This window comes from Kitasatospora sp. NPDC036993 (assembly GCF_055607525.1).
Genome location: NZ_JBVJRP010000004.1, coordinates 386,374 through 407,774 on the forward strand (window position 1 = coordinate 386,374; position 21,401 = coordinate 407,774).

At 71.7% G+C, this 21,401-nt stretch carries 18 protein-coding genes; 12 read left to right on the forward strand and 6 right to left on the reverse strand.

Features of this window, described 5'->3' with window-relative positions; translation table 11 throughout:
• Positions 1-531: 531 nt before the first annotated feature.
• The 3 genes from ACZ7C5_RS10855 to ACZ7C5_RS10865 all read left to right on the forward strand — a co-directional run bounded on the left by ACZ7C5_RS10855 (position 532) and on the right by ACZ7C5_RS10865 (position 3,978).
• Entirely contained in the window at positions 532-1,272 is a 741-nt protein-coding gene (locus ACZ7C5_RS10855) for an SIR2 family NAD-dependent protein deacylase (protein ID WP_401079925.1), read from the forward strand.
• A gap of 92 nt (positions 1,273-1,364) precedes the next feature.
• Entirely contained in the window at positions 1,365-2,579 is a 1,215-nt protein-coding gene (locus ACZ7C5_RS10860; RefSeq protein WP_401079923.1) for a cytochrome P450, read from the forward strand.
• Positions 2,580-2,658: 79 nt separating this feature from the next.
• Positions 2,659-3,978: a serpin family protein gene (locus tag ACZ7C5_RS10865; protein ID WP_401079921.1), complete on the forward strand. Its 1,320-nt coding sequence runs from the start codon at positions 2,659-2,661 to the stop codon at positions 3,976-3,978.
• A gap of 54 nt (positions 3,979-4,032) precedes the next feature.
• Here ACZ7C5_RS10865 and ACZ7C5_RS10870 read toward each other — a convergent pair whose 3' ends face one another.
• From ACZ7C5_RS10870 to ACZ7C5_RS10885, 4 genes are all read right to left on the reverse strand, one after another.
• The gene (locus ACZ7C5_RS10870; RefSeq protein WP_401079919.1) at positions 4,033-5,145 is read right to left on the reverse strand and encodes an ADP-ribosylglycohydrolase family protein; all 1,113 of its coding nucleotides are present in this window, start codon (positions 5,143-5,145) and stop codon (positions 4,033-4,035) included.
• 110 nt (positions 5,146-5,255) lie between these two features.
• A complete protein-coding gene (locus tag ACZ7C5_RS10875; protein ID WP_401079917.1) occupies positions 5,256-6,527 on the reverse strand; it encodes a DUF2786 domain-containing protein in 1,272 nt (423 codons plus the stop codon).
• A 165-nt stretch (positions 6,528-6,692) separates the two neighbouring features.
• Positions 6,693-8,324 carry a transporter gene (locus tag ACZ7C5_RS10880; protein WP_401079915.1) on the reverse strand — a complete coding sequence of 544 codons (1,632 nt, stop codon included), beginning with the start codon at positions 8,322-8,324 and terminating at the stop codon, positions 6,693-6,695.
• A complete protein-coding gene (locus ACZ7C5_RS10885; protein ID WP_470322434.1) occupies positions 8,321-9,139 on the reverse strand; it encodes an ABC transporter ATP-binding protein in 819 nt (272 codons plus the stop codon). The genes ACZ7C5_RS10880 and ACZ7C5_RS10885 overlap by 4 nt, the downstream gene beginning before the upstream one ends.
• A 248-nt stretch (positions 9,140-9,387) precedes the next feature.
• Here ACZ7C5_RS10885 and ACZ7C5_RS10890 point away from each other — a divergent pair, with 248 nt between their 5' ends.
• From ACZ7C5_RS10890 to ACZ7C5_RS10930, 9 genes are all read left to right on the forward strand, one after another.
• Positions 9,388-9,939: a DUF1707 and DUF4190 domain-containing protein gene (locus ACZ7C5_RS10890; RefSeq protein WP_401079911.1), complete on the forward strand. Its 552-nt coding sequence runs from the start codon at positions 9,388-9,390 to the stop codon at positions 9,937-9,939.
• Positions 9,940-10,234: 295 nt separating this feature from the next.
• Positions 10,235-11,788 carry a hypothetical protein gene (locus ACZ7C5_RS10895; RefSeq protein WP_401079909.1) on the forward strand — a complete coding sequence of 518 codons (1,554 nt, stop codon included), beginning with the start codon at positions 10,235-10,237 and terminating at the stop codon, positions 11,786-11,788.
• Between the two features lie 46 nt (positions 11,789-11,834).
• Complete coding sequence (locus ACZ7C5_RS10900; protein WP_470322435.1) at positions 11,835-13,430, forward strand: DUF2142 domain-containing protein; 1,596 nt, start codon at positions 11,835-11,837, stop codon at positions 13,428-13,430.
• Positions 13,431-13,809: 379 nt separating this feature from the next.
• Entirely contained in the window at positions 13,810-14,181 is a 372-nt protein-coding gene (rpsL, locus tag ACZ7C5_RS10905) for a 30S ribosomal protein S12 (protein ID WP_014144289.1), read from the forward strand.
• 2 nt (positions 14,182-14,183) lie between these two features.
• Positions 14,184-14,654 carry a 30S ribosomal protein S7 gene (gene rpsG / locus ACZ7C5_RS10910; protein ID WP_030055803.1) on the forward strand — a complete coding sequence of 157 codons (471 nt, stop codon included), beginning with the start codon at positions 14,184-14,186 and terminating at the stop codon, positions 14,652-14,654.
• A 39-nt stretch (positions 14,655-14,693) separates the two neighbouring features.
• On the forward strand, positions 14,694-16,799 hold the full coding sequence (gene fusA / locus ACZ7C5_RS10915; RefSeq protein ID WP_188301649.1) for an elongation factor G: 2,106 nt from the start codon (positions 14,694-14,696) through the stop codon (positions 16,797-16,799).
• 198 nt (positions 16,800-16,997) lie between these two features.
• Entirely contained in the window at positions 16,998-18,191 is a 1,194-nt protein-coding gene (gene tuf / locus ACZ7C5_RS10920; RefSeq protein ID WP_030055805.1) for an elongation factor Tu, read from the forward strand.
• A gap of 192 nt (positions 18,192-18,383) precedes the next feature.
• Positions 18,384-19,346, forward strand: coding sequence for a glycosyltransferase family 2 protein (locus tag ACZ7C5_RS10925; protein WP_188301647.1), 963 nt, complete (start codon positions 18,384-18,386; stop codon positions 19,344-19,346).
• On the forward strand, positions 19,343-19,795 hold the full coding sequence (locus ACZ7C5_RS10930) for a GtrA family protein (RefSeq protein ID WP_401079903.1): 453 nt from the start codon (positions 19,343-19,345) through the stop codon (positions 19,793-19,795). Before ACZ7C5_RS10925 ends, ACZ7C5_RS10930 begins: the two co-directional genes overlap by 4 nt.
• A 110-nt stretch (positions 19,796-19,905) precedes the next feature.
• Here ACZ7C5_RS10930 and rfbC read toward each other — a convergent pair whose 3' ends face one another.
• Both rfbC and rfbA read right to left on the reverse strand, forming a co-directional pair.
• Positions 19,906-20,505: a dTDP-4-dehydrorhamnose 3,5-epimerase gene (gene rfbC / locus ACZ7C5_RS10935; RefSeq protein ID WP_401079901.1), complete on the reverse strand. Its 600-nt coding sequence runs from the start codon at positions 20,503-20,505 to the stop codon at positions 19,906-19,908.
• Positions 20,502-21,377 (reverse strand): glucose-1-phosphate thymidylyltransferase RfbA, encoded by an 876-nt coding sequence (gene rfbA, locus ACZ7C5_RS10940; protein ID WP_401079899.1) that lies wholly within the window; start codon positions 21,375-21,377, stop codon positions 20,502-20,504. Before rfbA ends, rfbC begins: the two co-directional genes overlap by 4 nt.
• Positions 21,378-21,401 lie beyond the last annotated feature (24 nt).

Consider the following 21,401-nt stretch of genomic DNA (forward strand, 5'->3'; position numbering starts at 1 on the left):
CTGGGCTCATAACCCAGAGGTCGCAGGTTCAAATCCTGTCCCCGCTACGAAGACGAAGGGCCCGGAGGCATCAAGCCTCGGGGCCCTTCGGCGTTCCCGGGGTCCGGTCGGCTCCGTCGTACGGGGGAGGGGCGGGAACCGCTCCGGCGGGGGAGGCGGTGGCGCGCGGCCGGGGGAGGGTTCTCGGCGTCGGGGCGACGGGCGGGCCGGCGGCCGTCAGCTCATCGGGAAGACCGGCCCGCGCGGGGTGAACGGCAGCACCGCACCGCGCGGGACGAGGAAGGCGTGCTCGCGCCGGACCCGCGGCACGTCGCACTCGCCGTCGGTGATCACCAGGACGGGCGCCCCGGGCGGACGGTGGCCAGCCCGAGCAGCAGCTCGGGGACCTGGACGGGTGAGACGCTGACTGCTCCCTGCACGGGGCTCCTTCGGGTACGGCGGTGCGACCGGCCCAGTGTGCGGCGGGAGCCGGACGGGCGCACCCGGATTTTCGGTGGCCGGGAGCGGACTCCCGGCCGTACCGTCCGGGGTATGAACGCGAAGCGTCCCCTGATCGCCGTGCTCACCGGCGCGGGCATCTCGACCGACTCGGGCATCCCCGACTACCGCGGCCCGCAGGGCCTCTGGCAGAAGGACCCGTCGGCCCAGGAGCTGGTCACCATCGGGCCGTACCGGGACGACCCCGAGGTGCGCCGGCGGGCCTGGCGGATGCGGCTGGAGACCGGCGCGCTGCTGGCCGAGCCGAACGCCGGGCACCGCGCGCTGGTCGATCTGGAGCGCTCCGGCCTGCCGGTGCGGGTGCTCACCCAGAACGTGGACGGGCTGCACCAGGCGGCCGGGCTGACCGCCCGCAAGGTGCTCGAACTGCACGGCACCGCGCGGGAGGTGCAGTGTCTGCGCTGCCGGGTGGTGGGGCCGATGGCGGAGGCGCTGACGAGGGTCGAGGCGGGGGAGCCGGACCCGGACTGCCGGGCCTGCGGGGGGATCCTCAAGCCGCGCACGGTGATGTTCGGCGAGAACCTGGACCCGGAGGTGCTCGGGCAGGCCGACGCGGTCTCCCGTGCCTGCGACCTGTTCATCGCGGTCGGCACCAGCCTCCAGGTGTTCCCGGTGGCGGCGCTGCCGTACAACGCGGTGAAGACCGGGGCGAAGCTGATCATCCTGAACGCCGAGCCGACGCCGTACGACGAGGCGGCGGACGAGGTGATCCGCGAGCCGATCTCCCAGGCGCTGCCGGAGCTGGTGCGCCGACTTGTCCTGGAGCGGGCCTGATCAGGAGCCGGAAGGGTCATATTCCCGGACGTACCGCGTGCGTACGATGATCCTTCCGGCTTCCCCCCTCCCTGGCCTGGAGTGATCGACCGATGACGACGACGGTGACGTTCGACCCCTGGTCGGCGGCGTTCGTGGCCCACCCGTACGACGCGTACACCGAACTGCGCGAGCACGCCCCGGTGACGTACTTCGAGCCGACGAACCAGTGGCTCGTCTCGCGCCACGAGGACGTCAGCGCCCTGCTGCGCGACCGGCGGCTGGGCCGCACCTACACCCACCGCTTCAGCCACGCCGAGTTCGGCCGCCCCGAGCCCGACCCGGCGCACGAGCCCTTCCACACCCTGAACGACCACGGGCTGCTCGACCTGGAGGCGCCCGACCACACCCGGATCCGCCGGCTGGTCTCCAAGGCCTTCACCCCGCGCATGGTCGAGGGCCTGCGCCCCACCGTGCGGCGGCTGGCCGGGGACCTGGTCGACGAGCTGCGCGCGGCCGGCGGCGGCGACCTGATCGCCACCGTCGCCGAGCCGCTGCCGGTCGCCGTGATCGCCGAGATGCTCGGCGTGCCGGAGGCCGACCGGCATCTGCTGCGGCCGTGGTCCTCCGACATCACCGGGATGTTCGAGCTCAACCCGAGCGAGGAGGCCGCCCGCCGGGCCGTCACCGCGAGCGTCGAGTTCTCCGACTACCTGCGCGCCCTGATCCGCGAGCGCCGCACCGCCCCCGGCGGCGACCTGATCAGCGCGCTGATCCAGGCCCAGGAGGGCTCCGACGCGCTCAGCGAGCAGGAGATGATCTCCACCTGCGTGCTGCTGCTCAACGCCGGCCACGAGGCGACCGTCAACACCACCGGCAACGGCTGGTGGGCGCTGTTCCGCAACCCCGGCGAACTCGCCCGGCTGCGCGGCTCGGTGGACGAGCTGCTGCCCACCGCCGTCGAGGAACTGATGCGCTGGGACACCCCGCTGCAGATGTTCGAGCGCTGGGTGCTGGAGGACGTCGAGGTCGGCGGCGTCACCATCCCGCGCGGCGCCGAGATCGCCCTGCTGTTCGGCTCCGCCAACCGCGACCCCGAGCGCTTCGCCGACCCGGACCGCCTCGACCTCGGCCGCACCGACAACCCGCACATCACCTTCGGCGCCGGAATCCACTTCTGCCTCGGCGCCCCGCTCGCCCGGTTGGAGCTCACCGAGTCCTACGGCACGCTGCTGCGCCGGGCGCCGGGCCTGCGGCTGGTCCGCGAGCCCGAGTGGAACCCGGGCTACGTGATCCGCGGGCTCAGGGAACTGCTGGTCGAGGTCTGACGGGGAAGCGCGGCCTGACGGGGAGGCGGCGGGTGCGGGCCGGGTGGAACCGGTCGACGGGGCGGCACGTCGAAGGGCCATGACGAACCGCAGCACCGGACCCCGCCGCACCCTCCGCCGCCCGGCGGCGCTGCTCCTCGCGGCCGCGCTCGCCACGCCGCTGCTCGCCGGCTGCGGCAGCACCGGGGCCGCCGCGCCCGTGGAGCTCAGGGCCTCCGCGCCCGCGAGCCGGCCGGCGGTCGACCCGGCCCAGGTGGCCGCCACCGCGGCCGCCACCGACGCCTTCGGCCTGGACCTCCTGCACACCCTGACCGCCCAGCCGGACGCGGCCGACCGCAACCTGGTGGTCTCCCCGTCCGGCCTGGCCACCCTGCTCGCCATGCTGCTGCCCGGCGCCCGCGGCACCACCGCCGAGGAACTCGCCAAGGCCCTGCACACCGGGCTCACCCCGCAGCAGTACGCGCTCGCCACCGGCGAGCTGAACCGGCCGGTCCCGGCGACCGGCAAGCTCACCCTGAGCCGCAGCGACGACGTCTGGACCCAGCGGGGACTGTCCGTCGCCCCGGACTACCTGGCCACCCTCGCCGCCGCCTTCGACACCGGCGTGCACCAGACCGACTTCGCCAAGGACCCGGACGGGGCCCGCAAGACCGTCAACGAGACGGTGGAGAAGGCCACCGACGGCCGGATCAAGGACCTGTTCGGCGAGGGCGCGATCACCCGGGACACCCGGCTGGTGCTCACCGACGCGCTCTGCCTCAAGGCCGAGTGGGCCTCCGCCTTCAAGCCCTCGCACACCGCCGACCGCCCGTTCCACAAGCTCGACGGCTCCGCCCCGGCCGTCCCCACGATGGGGCAGACCGGGGACTTCAAGTACGCCGACGGCTCCGGCGGGATCGCCGGCGAGCCCTGGCAGGCCGTCGAACTCCCTTACGCGGACGGCGGGTTGGTGATGGACCTGATCGTCCCCGCGCAGGGCGGCTTCGCCGATTTCGCCAAGGGCCTGGACCAGCCCCAGCTCGACCGCATCCTCGGCGCCCTCGCCGAGCGGCCGGTCGACCTCCAGCTGCCGCGCTTCCACTTCGGCACCTCGAAGGAGCTGACCCCGGCGCTGCGCTCGCTCGGCGTGCGGGCGGCCTTCGACGGGGCCGACTTCGGCGGCATCGCCAAGGACCCGCTGGTCGTCGGCACGGTGGTGCAGAAGGCCACCGTCGAGGTCGACGAGAAGGGCACGGTCGCGGCGGCCGGCAGCGGTGCCGGGATGGAGGCGGCGGCGGCGCCGCAGGCCGACAAGCCCGTCCGGCTGCACCTCGACCGGCCGTTCCTGTTCCTGATCCGGGACACCAGGGGCGGGGCGCCGCTGTTCCTCGGCCAGGTCACCGACCCGCAGGCCCGGTAGGTCCGGCAAGCCCGGTGGGCCCCGGAGGCTCCGCGGGCGCGCCGCCCGGGCGGTTCACCAGGCCGGGTAGCGCCCGCCGAGCCCCGGGTGCAGCGGGTCGCGGCTGCCGAACAGCACCAGCAGGTCGTCCGCGACCTGCCGCAGCTCCGTACGGCCCTCGACCGCTCCGGCCCACTCGGCGGGCAGCGCCGCGGCGCCGTACGCGGCCCCGACCAGGTTGCCGCAGACCGCACCGGTGGAGTCGCTGTCCCCGGAGTGGTTCACCGACAGCAGCAGCGCGGTGCGCACCGGGTCGGGGTCCAGGGTGGCCGCCAGCAGTGAGTACACCCCGATGGCCAGGCACTCCTCGGCGGTCCAGCCGAGGCCGACCCGCTCCACCGTCTCCGCCGCCGGCTCGGCCTCCTGGGCCAGCCGCACCGCCCGGGCCAGCGCCTGGACGGTCTCCTTGGAGCTCGGCAGCTCGCGGATCTGCTCCACCGTCTCGCCGACCGCCGCCCACGGCTCGGTGCCGTCCGCGAGCCGCTCGACCAGCGCCGCGAAGGCGCCCGCCGCGAGGTAGCCGGTCGGGTGCCCGTGGGTGAGCTGGGCGCACTGCACCGCCAGCCCGAAGGACTGCTCGGTGCCCAGCCTGGCCAGTCCGAACGGCGCCGAGCGCATCACCGTGCCGCAGCCCTTGGAGCCCGGGTTGACCGGCCCGGCCAGCCCGATCGCGGACGGCGCCTCGAACACCGGGTGCTCGGACGCCCCGCTCAGGCACGCGTTGCCCGGCGCCCGCCGCGCGTACAGGAAGGGCCGGCTCAGCAGCCAGCCGTCGTACGGGCGGGGCTGCGGCGCGGTGTCCGGCGCGCCCTGGTACTGGGTGCGCAGCCAGCGCCGGTAGGCGCCGTGGACGGCCTCCGGCACCGAGCCGCCGCCGCCCGTCCAGCCGCGGACGAAGCCACGGATCAGGCCCTCGGCGGTGAACAGCGTCATCTGGGTGTCGTCGGTGACCTCCACCGGGCCGGGCCCGGCCGGCAGCGCGGTCACGCCTTCCGGTCCGTACCGGTCCCGGATCTGGTGGAGCTGCTGGAACTCCACCGGCCAGCCCAGCGCATCGCCGATCGCTCCGCCGAGCAGCGCTCCGCGCACCCGGTCCCGGTACCCCGACTCGGCCGCCGGCTCCGTCACGTCGAATCCCCCTTCGTTCGTGGCGGACTACGTTCTATCAGGTCCGTCGGAGCGCCGCCGGGCTCCGGGTGGATCTTGTCGGGGCGGGTCGGGCACCGCGGGGGCCCGGCCTACCGGCGGAGCTGCCCGGCCCGCCCGTGCAGCGCGGCCCGGTCGGCGGCGGCGCGTCCGGCCGCCCAGCCCACGCCGTCGCTGACCCTGACCCGCTGCGAGACCAGCTTCGGGAACAGCCGGCCGACCTCCTCGTCCACCGCCTCCGAGCGGGCGACGAGGGCGGGCAGCAGCCGCGCGTCGGGCAGCAGCTGCTCCTCGGTGCCGTCCTCGCGCAGGTGCCGCCCGGCCGCCGCGGCGCTGGTGGCGCGCTCGGTGGCGGCGGTCAGCCGCTCGCGGATCCGCGCCGCGTACGCGACCAGGAAGGACTGCCGGAACGCCTTGCTGCGGGAGTCCCTGCGGGAGCCCGCCCGGTTGAGCGCGTGGGTGGCCTGCACCAGCAGCGAGGTGTAGAGCAGCTCGACGCCGTCCAGGTCGCCGTCGAAGCCGACGACGGTGCAGAAGCCGTACTCCTTGGCCCACACCACCCGGCACCGGTTGGCCGCCGCGACGGCGTCCAGCAGCATCGTCTTGGGGCCCTCGTACGGGTTGTCCACCCCGATCCGCAGCGCCGCCGGGGTGTCGCGGTCGGCGCCGGCCGCGGCCAGCAGCGCGTCGTCGATGCTGTGCTGGGTCATCAGCTGCTGGGCCTTGGCGGTCAGCGCCTCGGCCTCCTCCGGGTACTCGGTGGACTCGGCCTTGGCCAGCAGCGCCCGGATCCGCGAGAGCATCCGCGGCTCGCCGGAATCCGGCGCCCGGTGCTGCGGCCGTACGGTCTGCCCGGGGGCGGGCCCGACCGGGGCGATCGGGGGCAGCCGGCCCCAGGTGCGCAGCAGCTCCAGGACGGCGGTGGCGAGCGCGAAGCGGTCCAGCCGGTGCCGGTCGGTGAAGGCGCCGAGGTACTCCTCGTCGCCGGACCACCAGACCTCGGCCTCCAGCTCGCGCAGCTGTTCCTGCCAGCGCCGGTCCAGGGCGGCCGCGGGGTGGCGGCGGGCCTCGGCGGCGATCAGGTCCACCGCCAGGGCCAGGTGGACGGGCTTCAGGCCGCGCCGCACCACCCGGACCAGGTCGGCCGGCCGCCAGCCGGCGGACCAGCAGCGGCCGACGGCGGTGTCCGCGTGGGCCAGCACCGCCCGGCTGACCGTCGGCCACTGCCCGGCCGAGGCGGCCAGCAGCGAGGCCCCGGTGTCCAGGGCGAGGTCCAGTGCGTCCTCCGGGGCCGTCAGCACCGACCGCACCGCCTGCTCCAGCAGCGGTTCGGCGCTCCCGCCCTGTCGCGCGCGCTTGCCCACGGTGTTTCCCTGCTCTCCTCGACGGCCCGGCCTCCTGCCCATGATGCCGGAGTCGCCGTCGGGAACGGCCTGGCGAGCCGACGTCCGAGCTGTGATCTGAGCTGTGATCTGAGCGGTGATCCGGGCGGTGATCCGAGCTGTGTTCCGAGGAGGAAACGATTCGGCTCAGCGCTCGATGGCCTTGGCCAGGATCTCCGGCGTGCGCTCCAGCAGCAGGCCCGCGGCCAGCCGTACGCCCAGGGCCGCGACCAGGGCCCCGTACAGCGGGCCGACCAGCAGCACCGGCCAGCTCGGCCCGCCCGAGAGCAGCGCCCAGGCCAGGTAGCCGCCGACCGGCAGCGCCAGCACCGTGACGCCGACCATCGAGCCGAACTGGTTGAGCAGGATCAGCCCGCCCTGCCCCGGGGCGGCGCTGCGCATCGGATTGCTGTCGGCCGGCATGGTGTACGGCGCCAGCACGCTGAACAGCGAGCCGAGCGCGATCCCGCAGCCGAGCAGCGTCAGCGCCAGCCCGAGCGCGGACGGCAGCTCGCCCCACCGCCCGGTGACGGCGGCCAGCACCAGCCCGAGCACCACCGTCACCGGGACCGCGTACGACAGGACCGCGTACGCCCGGCCGCGCAGCTCGGCCCTGGCGTCGGCCGGGGTGCGCAGGGTGGCGGCGACCATCCAGAACGCCGAGCCGTCCATGCCGAACAGGTTGAGCATCTGCAACCCGAGGAACACCCCGGTCATCGCCAGCAGGTAGACGCTCGCCCAGCCCTGCACCATCGACAGCACGCAGATCACCAGCGTCATCCCGATGCTGGTGAACAGCGCCGCCTTGGCCCGCGGCTCGCGCCAGGCGTACCGCAGGTGGCGCTGCATCACCGCGCCGGTCCTGCCCTCCGGCAGGAAGCCCCAGCCGCGCGAGCCCCGCACCCCGCGGGCCACCTCCAGGGTCGAGGAGTCGGCGGTGACCATCAGCTCCTGGAGGCTCCGCCGCCACCAGCGCAGCAGCAGCGCCAGCAGCCCGGCCGCCGCGGCGAGCTGGAGCAGGGCCAGGCCGTACCGGCCCTCGCCGGCGGTGCGCGACGCGTCCGCCGCGCTGATCGGCGGGATCCAGCGCAGCACCGCCGCGATCGGCTCCAGCGGGCTGAGGTCGATCGGCCCGCCCCGGCGGCCGAAGACGCTCTGCGAGCCCACGTTGGCGACCTGGACCAGCAGCGCGAAGGCCAGCCCGCCGAAGATCGCGAAGTCCTTGCCGCGCCGGCTGGAGAGCATCCGGGCGTTGCCCGCCGCGACCGCTCTGGAGAGCGTCACCAGGCAGAGCACCGCGAGCGGCACACCGATCACCGCGACCGCGGCCGAGGCGCCGCCGGCCGCGCCGGACAGCACCGCGCCGGTCACCAGCACCAGGCTGATCAGCGGCCCCGGTCCGATCAGCGCGGCCAGCAGCGAGCCGCGCAGCAGCGGGCCCGGCCGCAGCGGCAGCATCGTCAGCCGGGTCGGGTCGGCGCTCTCGTCGCTGGAGAACAGGAACAGCGGCAGCGCGGCCCAGCCCAGGGTCAGCACGCCGAGCAGCATCACCCCGGCGTCCCCGGAGCCCGCGTGGCGTCCGTTCAGCGCGGCCATGGCGACGGCGACGCCGCCCGCGAGGGCCAGGCCGAACACGCCGCCGATCACGTAGACGGCGGTCCGGCCGGGGCTGCGCCGCAGGCCGTTGCGCAGCAGCCGCAGCTTGAGCGCCACCAGGGCGCGGACCACCGTGCCGGCGTCGGGCACGGGAGCCGTACGCGTGCCGCCGTCGGCGGTCACCGCTCGCCCCCGGTGCGGCCGCCGAGCCAGCCGAGCGACTGCCCGTCGTCCTCGCGCACGCCGATCAGCGCCAGGAAGGCCTCGTGCAGGCTGCGCCCGCCCCGCACCGAGTCCAGCGGGCCCTGGGCGATCACCCGGCCGGCGTTGACCACCGCGACCCAGTCGCAGAGCTGCTCGACCAGCTCCATCACGTGGCTGGAGAAGACCACCGTGGAACCGGCCGCCGCGTACCGCTTGAGCACGCCGCGGATGGTCTGGGCGGAGACCGGGTCGACGCCCTCGAAGGGCTCGTCCAGGAACAGCACGTCGGGGTTGTGCAGCAGCGCGGCGGCCAGGCCGATCTTCTTGCGCATGCCGGTGGAGTAGTCCGCGACCAGCTTGTCGGCGTCCCGGCCGAGGTCCAGGACGGTCAGCAGTTCCTCGGCCCGCCGGTCCACCTCGGCGCCGGGCAGGCCGCGCAGCCGCCCGGTGTACTGGAGCAGCTCGCGCCCGCTGAGCCGCTCGAACATCCGCAGGCCCTCGGGCAGGATGCCGATCCGGGCCTTGACCGTGACCGGGTCCGCCCACACGTCGGTGCCGTGCACCAGGACGGTCCCCTGGTCGGGCCGGAGCAGCCCGGTGACCATCGACAGCGTGGTGGTCTTGCCCGCGCCGTTCGGTCCGACCAGCCCGATGAACGCGCCGGTCGGCAGCTCCAGGCTCAGCCCGGCCACGGCGGCCTGGGCGCCGAAGTGCTTCCAGAGCCCCTGGATGCTGACGGCGGACGGGGTGCCCGGCCCGGGGAGGCCGGAGGGCGGCGGCACTGACGCCTGCATGGGTGCCTTCTCTGCTCGTGGTGGTGGCGGAAAGTCCGTGGAGGCCCAGCCTGTCACTGCTCGAACAGGCTGTCGTCCGACTTGAGCATCCCCTGAGCCCGCCCGCCGAACGGGTGAGGCACGCCGTCCGGCCCCGGTGATCCGGCGGCTGCCGGGCCGATTCGGCAACTACTCGGATCCACCGTTCGTCCTGCACTATGAGGAAGCAGTGACGTGCGCGGGGGTGCCGCGCTACCGGGAGGTGGCGGATGTCCGTACAACCATGGGGCGAGCCTGGTTCCGGCTATCCGCCGGGCAAGCGGCCGACGGCCGGCTGGCAGCCGGCGCCCGTGCCGGCGGCGATGCCGCAGGCCGTGATGCGGGCGGGCCACGCGGACCGGGACCGCACGCTGGACGTGCTCAAGGCCGCGTTCGCGGAGGGCCGGCTCTCCGTCCAGGAGTACGAGCAGCGCCACGAGGCGGTGGCCGCGGCGCAGACCTACGGTCAGCTGGCCGCGCTGGTGGCCGATCTGCCCAGCGGGCCGATGACGGCGCCGCCCACGGTCGCCGCGCCGGTCCCGGCCACCTTCATGGCCGTCCCGCCGCCGCCCCAGGCCCGCCCCACCAGCGCGCTGGCGGTGGTCTCCCTGCTGTGCAGCGTGTTCCTGCTCTCCGCTCCCGCCGTGATCACCGGTCACATCGCCCGCGGCGAGATCCGGCGCCGCAACATGGACGGCGACTGGGCGGCCGTCCTCGGCCTGGTCCTCGGCTACCTGGGCTGCACGTTCTGGACCCTGCTGCTCTTCTTCATCGCCGGGTAGGCCGCCGCCGGTGTCCGGACACCGGTGTGGCCACGCCGTTCCGCCCCTATGTCGATGGGGTCTTCGGAACGTGAAGGATCTATGATGCCCGGGGCTGCCGCCGCACGCCTGGAAGCAGTTCCGTCACCAGCCGCTGGGGAACCGGCCGGGACGGGCTGAGCGAGCGACCACGAGCTGAGGACCTACCTTGACAGTCAGTGCCCAGGAAGCCTCCACGATCCCACGGACCGGAGGCCGTTCCCTGACCAGGGGATCGGCGGACCGGTCCGGTGGCGGGCTCCGGACGTCCGCGCCGGTGCTGCTCGCGGGGGAGGCCGTGGTCGCCTTCCTGGCCGCGCTGGTGCTCCCGCTGCTGGCCCGCGGTTTCAAGCTGGACCCGCTGGACCGGATCGCCCAGGTGAGCGGCCTCGCCGCGGTGCAGCTGCGGTTCGCGGTGATCGGCTTCCTGCTGCTCGGCGCGGTCGTGCTCGCGCTGCGCTTCCGCTCCGGCCGGCACTTCGGCCTGGTGGCCCGCTTCTCCGCCGCCGCCCTGGCCGGCCTGGCCAGCGGCTTCGTGGCGGCCGGCGCGGTCATCGCCCTGCACGGCACGCCCTGGCCGATGTTCGGCCTCAACGGCGACAGCGGACGCATCGTCGAGTGGGCCCACGCCGTGGCGAACGGCCAGCCCTCGGGCTCGCCGGTCTACCCGCCGGCGCCGCTCTACACCCTGGGCTACTACGCCGAGTGGTTCCACGACGGCAACACCGCGTACGCCTTCAAGGACCTCCAGATCCTCGGCGCCGCCGCGTTCGGCCCGCTGGTCTACCTCTCCTGGCGGATGCTGCTCAGCCCGGTCCGCGCGCTCGCCTTCGGCGTGCTGCCGGCCTTCGCCCTGATCGACGCGTACAAGCCGTACAGCCAGACCGTGCTGGTCGTCCTGGTGCCCGTGCTGGTCGCGCTGGTGGTGCACCTGCGCCGGAGCGGGACGGACGCCTGGCGGACGCTGCTGCTGAAGGCGGCCGGCTTCGGCGCCCTGCTGGGCCTGATGTTCCTCACCTACTCCGGCTGGTTCCTGTGGAGCGGCCTGGGCGTGCTGGTCGCGGCCCTGGCGTACTTCCCCTGGCGGGCGGACCGCCGCAAGGGCCTGGCCTACCTCGGCGCCACCGGGGCCGCCTTCCTGCTGGTCTGCGGCAGCTACCTGGTGACGATGCTGACGGAGGGCCAGGACACCAAGGACTCCTCGTTCCGCTTCGACAACATGACCGACCCGGCGTACTTCCTGATGTGGCGCACGGACATGCCGGGCAAGGTGGGGGAGTGGCCCCTCCCCGGCGAGTTCGGCGGCATGGACCTGTTCGCCGTGGTGATGTTCGTCGCACTCGGTGCCGCCCTCTGGCTGGGCATCCGCAAGCCGCTGGTCGTCACCATCTGCTGCATGTTCGCGAGCGCCTGGCTGATGCGGATGTACATCGCCTCGCACATGTACGAGACCCAGACGGTCCAGCTCTACACCCGGACCAACAACCAACTGCTCTACTGCGGCCTGCTGTTGTGCGCCCTGGTCGCCCACCTGGTGTCGCTCCGGGTGATGGGGCGCCGGCAGGCCACCGAGGCCGGGGACGGCGCGGGGGCGGGCCTGCCCGGCCCGCGGGTCGCCGTCGTCGGTACGCTGTTCGCTCTCCTCTTCCTGCTCGGCACGGTCTCGTCCTCGATGGCGGACCGTTACATGCCGGCGAAGGAGAACACCTACCGCATCCTGCCGTGGGTTTCGCACACCGTGCAGAAGCTCGACGGCACGTGCCCGAAGTTCGCGCCCGGCGGGCAGTGCTCGCAGAAGGGCGACCAGACGTGGGAAACCATGATCAAGTGACCGGTTCCCGCCCCTGAGCCCGAGCTGACCCGAAGGTCCTTTCCAGATGATGATCACCGCCGTCAAGAGCCTCGCCGACCGGCTCGTCGCCTCGCCGAGGCGGCTGTGGCTCGCCGCGTTCGCGATCTTCTTCGCGCTCAGCGCGTCCTGGTCGATCTCCACGCCGACCGGAGCCTCACCGGACGAGCACGCCCACCTGGTCAGGGCGGCGGCCGTCGCCCGCGGCCAGATCGACGGCCGGGAGGTCATGGTCCCGCACGTGGTGGGGGGCATCGAGGGGCAGTTCGCCGAGACCGGCGTCGAACTCCCGCGCATCTACCAGGACGTCAAGGACGTCAACGCCTGCTACGTCTTCGAACCCGGCATCTCGGCGGCCTGCGCCCCGGAGCTCAAGGAGCGCCCCGGGACGACCCTGGTGACCACGGCGGCGGGCCGCTACCACCCGGCGTACTACCTCGCCGTGGGCTGGCCCAGCCGGCTGGTGCACGGCGAGAAGGCGTTCTACCTGATGCGCCTGATGTCGGCGCTGATCTGCTCCGCCCTGGCGGCGAGCGCGGTGGTCTCGGCGGCGGAGTGGCGGCGGCGGTCCTTCACCCTGCTCGGCACCGTCACCGCGACCACCCCGATGGCGCTGTTCATGTTCGGCGTGGTCAACCCGAGCGGTCCGGAGATCGCGGCGGGAATCCTGGTCTGGAGCGCCGGCCTGCCGATGCTGATGAGCCCGGACCCGCACCTGCTGAACCGCCGGCTGGCCCGGCTCGGCCTCGGTGCGCTGGTGCTGATCAGCATCCGGCCGCTCGGCCTGATCTGGTTCTGCGGGGCCCTGTTCTTCGGGCTGCTGCTGGGCCGCAAGGGCGCGCTGCGCGACGTGCTGCGCCGCCGGGCTACCTGGCTCTGGGGCGTCCTGGCGCTGGCGACGGCCGGCTGGGCCCTGGCCTGGTCGTCGAGCCACCCGGACAACTCGGTCATCGACGCGAGCGACCTCACCCCGGTGCTCGCGGCCAGGAAGACCTTCGACAACGGCCTGCTGTACATCAAGCAGATGGTCGGTTACTTCGGGTGGCTGGACGCGCAGTCGCCGGCCGCCACGCTGGTGGTCTGGTGCGGCGTGGTGATCGCCCTGGCGATGCTCGCCCTGGTCTACGCCCGGTTCCGGGACGCCCTGGCGATCGGCGGCGTGCTGATCGGCATCGTGGTGATACCGATAACAGCACAGGCCCTGCAGAGCCAGCTGGGCATGATCTGGCAGGGCCGGTACCTGCTGCCGTTCGCCGTCGGACTGCCGATCATGTGCGCCGCGATCTGCCACGAGCGGATGCCCTGGGGCGGCTTCGCCTGGCGCCGGCTGCTGGTGATGTTCGGCTTCTCGCTCGCCCTGGTCAACGCCGCGGCCTTCCTGTGGGCGCTGCGCCGCAACACGGTCGGCACCGAGGGGCCGCTGCTGATCAGCCCGGCCCACTGGGCCCCGTACGGGGGCTGGGCGGTGTGGCTGGTCGTGTACACGCTGGCCGCGCTGGCGCTGGGGCTGTTCGTGGCGGCGTCGGACAACCGGGAGCGCCCGCTGCCGGACTCGTCCGGGACGGCCGGGGGCGGCGCCGCGGAGGGTCCTCCCCGGCTCGCCGGGGCCCACGCGGAGGCGTAGGGTTTCGCCGTGCGGGGGGTGCCCGGTTGTGGTAGAGAGCCCCGCCCCGGGGCCGGTTCCCGGTCCGCTTCCGGCGCAAGCCCCGCGACCTGCGGCGTTGCATTTGTTTTGACCGCGCCCGATGCGCTAGGTACGCTCTGACCTTGTGCCTGGGGTGTCCCCGGGTCCTTGTGCGTGCATGCACACCGGTCGCCGCGCCGAGCCGGAGCGCCTCCCAGCGCCCCGCGCGTAGAGCGCCGTCGCTGTACATCAGCCATGGGATTCCGTGTCGTAACAAGCCCAACACACCCGACCGCGTGGGTCGACCACGGGGCCGTGTGCGGGGGAGACACCGCAGGTTAGTTCCACCAAGCCTTGGCACACAGAAAACGGAGAAACGGTGCCTACGATCCAGCAGCTGGTCCGAAAGGGCCGGCAGGACAAGGTCGAGAAGAACAAGACTCCCGCGCTGAAGGGTTCCCCGCAGCGTCGTGGGGTCTGCACGCGTGTGTACACGACCACCCCGAAGAAGCCGAACTCGGCGCTTCGTAAGGTCGCCCGTGTGCGCCTCACCAGCGGGATCGAGGTCACCGCTTACATTCCGGGCGAGGGCCACAACCTGCAGGAGCACTCCATCGTGCTGGTGCGCGGTGGTCGTGTGAAGGACCTTCCTGGTGTCCGCTACAAGATCATCCGCGGTTCGCTTGACACCCAGGGTGTCAAGAACCGCAAGCAGGCTCGCAGCCGCTACGGCGCCAAGAAGGAGAAGTAAGAATGCCTCGTAAGGGCCCCGCCCCGAAGCGCCCGGTCATCATCGACCCGGTTTACGGCTCCCCGGTCGTCACGCAGCTGGTCAACAAGATCCTGCTGCACGGCAAGCGCTCCACCGCCGAGCGGATCGTCTACGGCGCCCTCGAGGGCGTCCGTGAGAAGACCGGCTCGGACCCGGTCGTGACGCTGAAGCGCGCGCTGGAGAACGTCAAGCCGGCCCTCGAGGTCAAGTCCCGCCGTGTCGGTGGCGCGACCTACCAGGTTCCGGTCGAGGTCCGTCCGGGCCGCGCCAGCACCCTGGCGCTGCGCTGGATGGTCGGCTACTCGCGCGCCCGTCGCGAGAAGACCATGACCGAGCGCCTGATGAACGAGATCCTCGACGCCAGCAACGGCCTGGGCGCTTCCGTGAAGCGTCGCGAGGACACCCACAAGATGGCCGAGTCCAACAAGGCCTTCGCGCACTACCGCTGGTAGTCCCTACCCCGTCACTAGACAGAGAGAGAACGAGCCACCATGGCTGCAACCTCCCTTGACCTCGCCAAGGTCCGCAACATCGGGATCATGGCGCACATCGACGCGGGCAAGACCACCACCACCGAGCGGATCCTGTTCTACACCGGTGTCTCGTACAAGATCGGTGAGGTCCACGATGGCGCTGCCACCATGGACTGGATGGAGCAGGAGCAGGAGCGCGGCATCACGATCACGTCGGCCGCGACGACCTGTCACTGGACGGTCGACGACGCCGACCACACCATCAACATCATCGACACCCCGGGTCACGTCGACTTCACCGTCGAGGTGGAGCGCTCGCTGCGCGTCCTCGACGGTGCCGTGACGGTGTTCGACGGTGTCGCCGGTGTCGAGCCCCAGTCCGAGACCGTGTGGCGGCAGGCTGACCGCTACGGCGTCCCGCGCATTTGCTTCATCAACAAGCTGGACCGCACGGGCGCCAACTTCTTCTTCTGCGTCGACACCATCGTGGAGCGCCTCGGCGCCACCCCGCTGGTGATGCAGCTGCCGATCGGTGCCGAGGCGGACTTCCAGGGCGTTGTCGACCTGGTCCGCATGAAGGCGCTGGTCTGGTCCGCCGAGGCCGCCAAGGGCGAGATGTACGACATCGTCGACATCCCGGCCGACCTGGTGGACCAGGCGAACGAGTACCGCGAAGCGCTGATCGACACGATCTCGAACGTCAGCGACGAGGTCATGGAGCTCGCCCTCGAGGGCGAGGAGATCCCGGTCGAGCTGCTGCAGGACGCGATCCGCAAGGGCACCCTGAACTCGGACTTCACTCCGATCTTCTGCGGTACCGCCTTCAAGAACAAGGGCGTTCAGCCCCTGCTCGACGCCGTCGTCAAGTACCTGCCGTCGCCGCTGGACATCGAGTCCATCGAGGGCACGAAGCCGAACGACCCGGAGACCAAGATCTCCCGCAAGGCTTCGGACGACGAGCCGCTGGCCGCTCTGGCGTTCAAGATCATGTCCGACCCGCACCTGGGCAAGCTCACCTTCGTCCGGATCTACTCCGGTCGCCTGGAGTCCGGCACCTCGGTGCTGAACGCCGTGAAGGGCAAGAAGGAGCGCATCGGCAAGATCTACCGCATGCACGCGAACAAGCGTGAGGAGATCGAGTCGGTGGGCGCCGGCGACATCGTCGCCGTCATGGGCCTGAAGCAGACCACCACCGGTGAGACGCTGGCCGACGAGAAGAACCCGGTCATCCTGGAGTCCATGGACTTCCCGGCCCCGGTCATCCGCGTCGCCATCGAGCCCAAGTCCAAGGGTGACCAGGAGAAGCTGGGTGTCGCCATCCAGCGTCTCGCCGAGGAGGACCCGTCCTTCCAGGTCAACACGGACGAGGAGACCGGCCAGACGATCATCGCGGGCATGGGCGAGCTGCACCTCGAGGTGCTGGTCGACCGCATGCGCCGTGAGTTCAAGGTCGAGGCCAACGTCGGCAAGCCGCAGGTCGCGTACCGCGAGACGATCCGTCAGGCCGTCGAGCGCATCGACTACACCCACAAGAAGCAGACCGGTGGTTCCGGTCAGTTCGCCAAGGTGCAGATCGCGATCGAGCCGCTCGAGCAGGCCGAGGGCTACGAGTTCGTCAACCAGGTCACCGGTGGCCGTGTCCCGCGGGAGTACATCCCGTCGGTCGACGCCGGCTGCCAGGAGGCCATGGAGTTCGGTGTGCTCGCCGGCTACCCGCTCCAGGGTGTCCGCGTGAAGCTGCTGGACGGCCAGGCGCACGACGTCGACTCCTCCGAGCTCGCGTTCAAGATCGCCGGTTCGATGGCCTTCAAGGAAGGCGCGAGGAAGGCCAAGCCGGTCATCCTCGAGCCGATGATGGCCGTCGAGGTCACCACGCCCGAGGACTACATGGGCGACGTGATCGGTGACATCAACTCTCGCCGTGGCCAGATCCGGTCCATGGACGAGCGTCACGGTGCCCGCGTCGTCACGGCGCTGGTGCCCCTCTCCGAGATGTTCGGCTACGTCGGTGACCTGCGCAGCAAGACCTCTGGTCGCGCCAGCTACTCGATGCAGTTCGACTCGTACGCCGAGGTCCCCAAGGCCGTGGCTGAGGAGATCATCGCCAAGTCCAAGGGCGAGTGACGTCCCGATATTTCGGGATGATTGCGACCCCTTAGGCTATTAGGAGGCGACCCGGGAGATTCCGGACGGACTCTCCCGGGGCCTCCGGCCCCCTTACCCCGCGGGACGGTACGAGGTGCTTCCGGCACCACGGACCCAGCCCGATCAAGACCAACTGACGTCAGCACGGCGTACAGGATCTGTCCTCAGGAGGACTCAGTGGCGAAGGCGAAGTTCGAGCGGACGAAGCCCCACGTCAACATCGGCACCATCGGTCACATCGACCACGGCAAGACCACGCTGACCGCGGCCATCACCAAGGTGCTGCACGACGCGTACCCGGACCTGAACCCCTTCACGCCGTTCGACCAGATCGACAAGGCCCCGGAGGAGCGTCAGCGCGGTATCACCATCTCGATCGCGCACGTCGAGTACCAGACCGAGGACCGTCACTACGCGCACGTCGACTGCCCGGGTCACGCTGACTACATCAAGAACATGATCACCGGTGCCGCCCAGATGGACGGCGCCATCCTGGTGGTCGCCGCCACCGACGGCCCGATGCCGCAGACCAAGGAGCACGTCCTCCTGGCCCGCCAGGTCGGCGTTCCGTACATCGTCGTCGCCCTGAACAAGGCCGACATGGTGGACGACGAGGAGATCCTGGAGCTCGTCGAGCTCGAGGTCCGTGAGCTCCTCTCCGAGTACGAGTTCCCGGGCGACGACCTGCCGGTCGTCCGCGTCTCCGCGCTGAAGGCGCTGGAGGGCGACAAGGAGTGGGGCGAGAAGCTCCTCGGCCTGATGAAGGCTGTCGACGAGAGCATCCCGACCCCGGCCCGCGCCGTGGACCAGCCGTTCCTGATGCCGATCGAGGACGTCTTCACGATCACCGGTCGTGGCACCGTCGTCACCGGTCGTATCGAGCGTGGCATCCTCAAGGTCAACGAGACTGTCGACATCATCGGCATCAAGGAGACCAAGACCACCACCACGGTCACCGGCATCGAGATGTTCCGCAAGCTGCTCGACGAGGGCCAGGCCGGTGAGAACGTCGGTCTGCTGCTCCGTGGCATCAAGCGCGAGGACGTCGAGCGCGGCCAGGTCATCATCAAGCCGGGTTCGGTCACGCCGCACACCGACTTCGAGGCCCAGTCCTACATCCTGTCGAAGGACGAGGGTGGCCGTCACACCCCGTTCTTCAACAACTACCGCCCGCAGTTCTACTTCCGTACCACGGACGTGACCGGCGTCGTGACCCTCCCCGAGGGCACCGAGATGGTCATGCCGGGCGACAACACCGCCATGACCGTCGCGCTGATCCAGCCGATCGCCATGGAGGAGGGCCTGAAGTTCGCCATCCGTGAGGGTGGCCGCACCGTCGGCGCCGGCCAGGTCACCAAGATCATCAAGTAATTGGTGCTCTGACCTGCCTGCCTCGTACAGGCCGAGTCCGAAGGGCCCCGCGCACCGCAACGGTGGGCGGGGCCCTTCGGCGTCTCACGGGGCATTCACCAGGAGCGCGCCTCCTCTCACCGGCCGCTCATCGCAGACTGTTATGGTCGGGCCACCAACCAGCCCCGCCTTCGCGGAAAGTGGGACCAACGCATGTCAACGGCACCGCTGTTGTCGGTCGTGATGCCGATCTACAACGAGCAGGAGGCGCTCCCGCTGACCGTCGAACGGCTCCGGCCGATCCTCGACGGGCTCGGCGTGGCCTACGAGGTGGTCGGCGTCGACGACGGCAGCACCGACGTGACCCCGGTGCTGATGCAGAAGATCCGCCAGGACTGGCCGGAGTTCCGCGTCGTCCGCTTCGCCCGCAACTCGGGCCACCAGGCCGCCCTCACCGCCGGCATCCACCGGGCCTTCGGCGAGTACGTCGTCTCCATCGACGCCGACCTCCAGGACCCGCCGGAGAAGATCCCCGAGATGCTGGAACTCGCCCGCGAGCAGGGCCTGGACATCGTCTACGGCGTGCGCGGCGACCGGGGCACCGACACCTTCTTCAAGCGCCACACCGCCGGCGCCTACTACCGGCTGATGCGCAGGCTGGTCGGCAAGCGGATGCCCAACCAGGCCGGCGACTTCCGGCTGCTCAGCCGGGCCGCGGTGGACGCGCTCAAGGCGATGCCCGAGCACCAGCCGGTCTACCGGCTGCTGGTGCCCTGGCTGGGCTTCCCCAGCGGCGAGGTGGTCTACACGCGGGAGGAGCGGGTCGCGGGCAGCACCCACTACCCGCTGTCCAAGATGGTCCGGCTCGCGCTGGACAGCATCACCAACTTCTCCGCCGCCCCGCTGCGGCTGGCCACCTGGCTCGGGCTGATCAGCTTCCTGGTCTGCATCCTGCTGGCGCTCTACACGACGATCTCGTACGCCGTCGGCTCCACCGTGCCCGGCTGGTCCTCGCTGTTCATAGGGATGCTCTTCATCGGCGCCGTGCAGCTGGTCTGCGTCGGCCTGCTGGGCGAGTACGTCGGCCGGATCTACTCGGCGGTCCAGGCGCGACCCGCGTACTTCGTGGGCTACGACTCGGCCGAGGAGCAGGACCGGTACGGTACGGGCGCGTGAACGAGATCCTCTCCGCGGCCAGGGACGAGCGCGACAGGCCCGCCGAGGCGCCGCCCCGGCCGGTCCGCCGGCAGCTGCCGTCCTTCCTGGTCATCGGGGTGCTGAGCACCCTCTTCTACCTGGCGCTGTACGTACTGCTGCGGCCGGTCACCTCGCCGCAGACGGCCAACCTGGTGGCCATGGCGGTCAGCGCGGTGGCCAACACCGCGGCCAACCGCCGCTTCACCTTCGGCATCACGGGCCCGGACGGCGCGGTGCGCCACCAGCTCCAGGGCGCGGTCGCGTTCCTGATCGGGCTCGGGCTCAGCAGCGGGGCCCTGGCGCTGCTCGACGCGGTGGTGCCGCACGCCTCGCGGGCCGTCGAGGTCGCCGGCCTTGTGGTGGCCAACGGCCTCGCCACGGTGGCCCGGTTCGTGCTGCTGAAGCTGTGGGTGTTCCGGAAGTACTGAGCCCGTCCGGCGCCACGGCGGCCGCGACGGCGGCCGACGCGGCGACGCGGGGAACGACGACGGAGGGGACGCGTGCCGCTGCACGCGTCCCCTCCGTGGGCCGGGCTCCGCTACTGCTGCCGCAGCGACTCCGTGTAGGCCTTGCAGGCCTGGTAGTCCGGCAGCAGGCCGCCGGCGAGGGCCTCCGCGAGGGTGGGCGCCACATCGTCGCGGGCGGACAGCTGCGGGGCGTCGGTCGGCCACTCGATGCCGAGGTCCGGGTCCAGCGGGTGCACGCCGTGCTCGCCGGTCGGGTTGTACGTCGCCGAGCAGAGGTAGGTCAGCGTGGCGTCGTCGGTGAGGGCGCAGAAGCCGTGGCCGAGGCCCTCCGGGATGTAGACGGCCTTGCGCTCGGTGTCGTCCAGCCGGACGAACTCCCACCTGCCGAAGTTCGGCGAGCCGACCCGCAGGTCGACGATGACGTCCAGCACCGCGCCGCGGGTGCAGGCCACGTACTTGGCCTGGCCGGGCGGGACGTCGGCGAAGTGGATGCCGCGGACGACGTCCTTGGCGGAGAGCGACAGGTTGGCCTGGGCCAGGTTCAGCGGGTGGCCGACGACCTCGGCGAGGCGGTCGAAGCGGTACCACTCGGTGAAGTGGCCGCGGGCGTCGCCGTGCACCTGCGGGGTGATCTCGAAGGCGCCCTCGACGGAGAGCTCACGGAACTTCACTTGGCGGCCGCCTCGTCGAGCAGGGCCACCAGGTACTGGCCGTAGCCGCTCTTCAGCAGCGGCTCGGCGAGCTCGCGCAGCTGGGCGTCGTCGATCAGCCCGGCCCGCCAGACGGCCTCCTCGATGCAGCCGATCTTGAAGCCCTGGCGCTCCTCGATGACCCGGACGAACTCCGAGGCCTGGACCATCGACACGAACGTGCCGGTGTCCAGCCAGGCGGTGCCGCGGTCGAGGATCGTCACGTGCAGGTCGCCGGTGCGCAGGTAGGCGTCGTTGACGGCGGTGATCTCCAGCTCGCCGCGGGCGCTCGGCTTCAGGGTGCGGGCGATCTCGACGACCCGGTTGTCGTAGAAGTACAGGCCGGGGACGGCGTAGCGGGACTTGGGCTCGGCCGGCTTCTCCTCGATCGACATGACCTGACCGGTCTCGTCGAACTCGACCACGCCGTACGCGGTCGGGTCGGCCACCGGGTAGGCGAACACCCGGCCGCCCTTGATGTCGGAGTGCTCGGTGAGCGCGGTGCCCAGGCCGGTGCCGTGGAAGATGTTGTCGCCGAGGATCAGGGCCACCGGCTCGTCACCGATGAAGTCCGCGCCGAGCACGAAGGCCTGGGCGATGCCCTCGGGCTTCTCCTGGACGGCGTACTCGAGCTTCAGACCGAACTGGGAGCCGTCACCCAGGAGGCGCTCGAACTGGTCCCGGTCGTTCGGGGTGGTGATGATCAGGATTTCGCTTATCCCGGCCATCACGAGGGTCGAGAGGGGGTAGTAGATCATCGGCTTGTCGAAGACCGGGAGGAGCTGCTTCGACACCGCACGGGTCAGGGGCCACAGCCGCGAGCCGGTGCCGCCGGCCAGGAGGATTCCACGCATGGGTGCACCCTATTCGAGATCGGT

Coding starts and splice junctions, on each gene's coding strand:
- rfbA (WP_401079899.1), bottom strand. CDS start 21,377: ATGCGTGGAATCCTCCTGGCCGGCGGCACCGGCTCGCGGCTGTGGCCC.
- ACZ7C5_RS10885 (WP_470322434.1), bottom strand. CDS start 9,139: ATGCAGGCGTCAGTGCCGCCGCCCTCCGGCCTCCCCGGGCCGGGCACC.
- rpsG (WP_030055803.1), top strand. CDS start 14,184: ATGCCTCGTAAGGGCCCCGCCCCGAAGCGCCCGGTCATCATCGACCCG.
- ACZ7C5_RS10855 (WP_401079925.1), top strand. CDS start 532: ATGAACGCGAAGCGTCCCCTGATCGCCGTGCTCACCGGCGCGGGCATC.
- ACZ7C5_RS10860 (WP_401079923.1), top strand. CDS start 1,365: ATGACGACGACGGTGACGTTCGACCCCTGGTCGGCGGCGTTCGTGGCC.
- ACZ7C5_RS10900 (WP_470322435.1), top strand. CDS start 11,835: ATGATGATCACCGCCGTCAAGAGCCTCGCCGACCGGCTCGTCGCCTCG.
- ACZ7C5_RS10865 (WP_401079921.1), top strand. CDS start 2,659: ATGACGAACCGCAGCACCGGACCCCGCCGCACCCTCCGCCGCCCGGCG.
- ACZ7C5_RS10890 (WP_401079911.1), top strand. CDS start 9,388: ATGTCCGTACAACCATGGGGCGAGCCTGGTTCCGGCTATCCGCCGGGC.
- ACZ7C5_RS10925 (WP_188301647.1), top strand. CDS start 18,384: ATGTCAACGGCACCGCTGTTGTCGGTCGTGATGCCGATCTACAACGAG.
- fusA (WP_188301649.1), top strand. CDS start 14,694: ATGGCTGCAACCTCCCTTGACCTCGCCAAGGTCCGCAACATCGGGATC.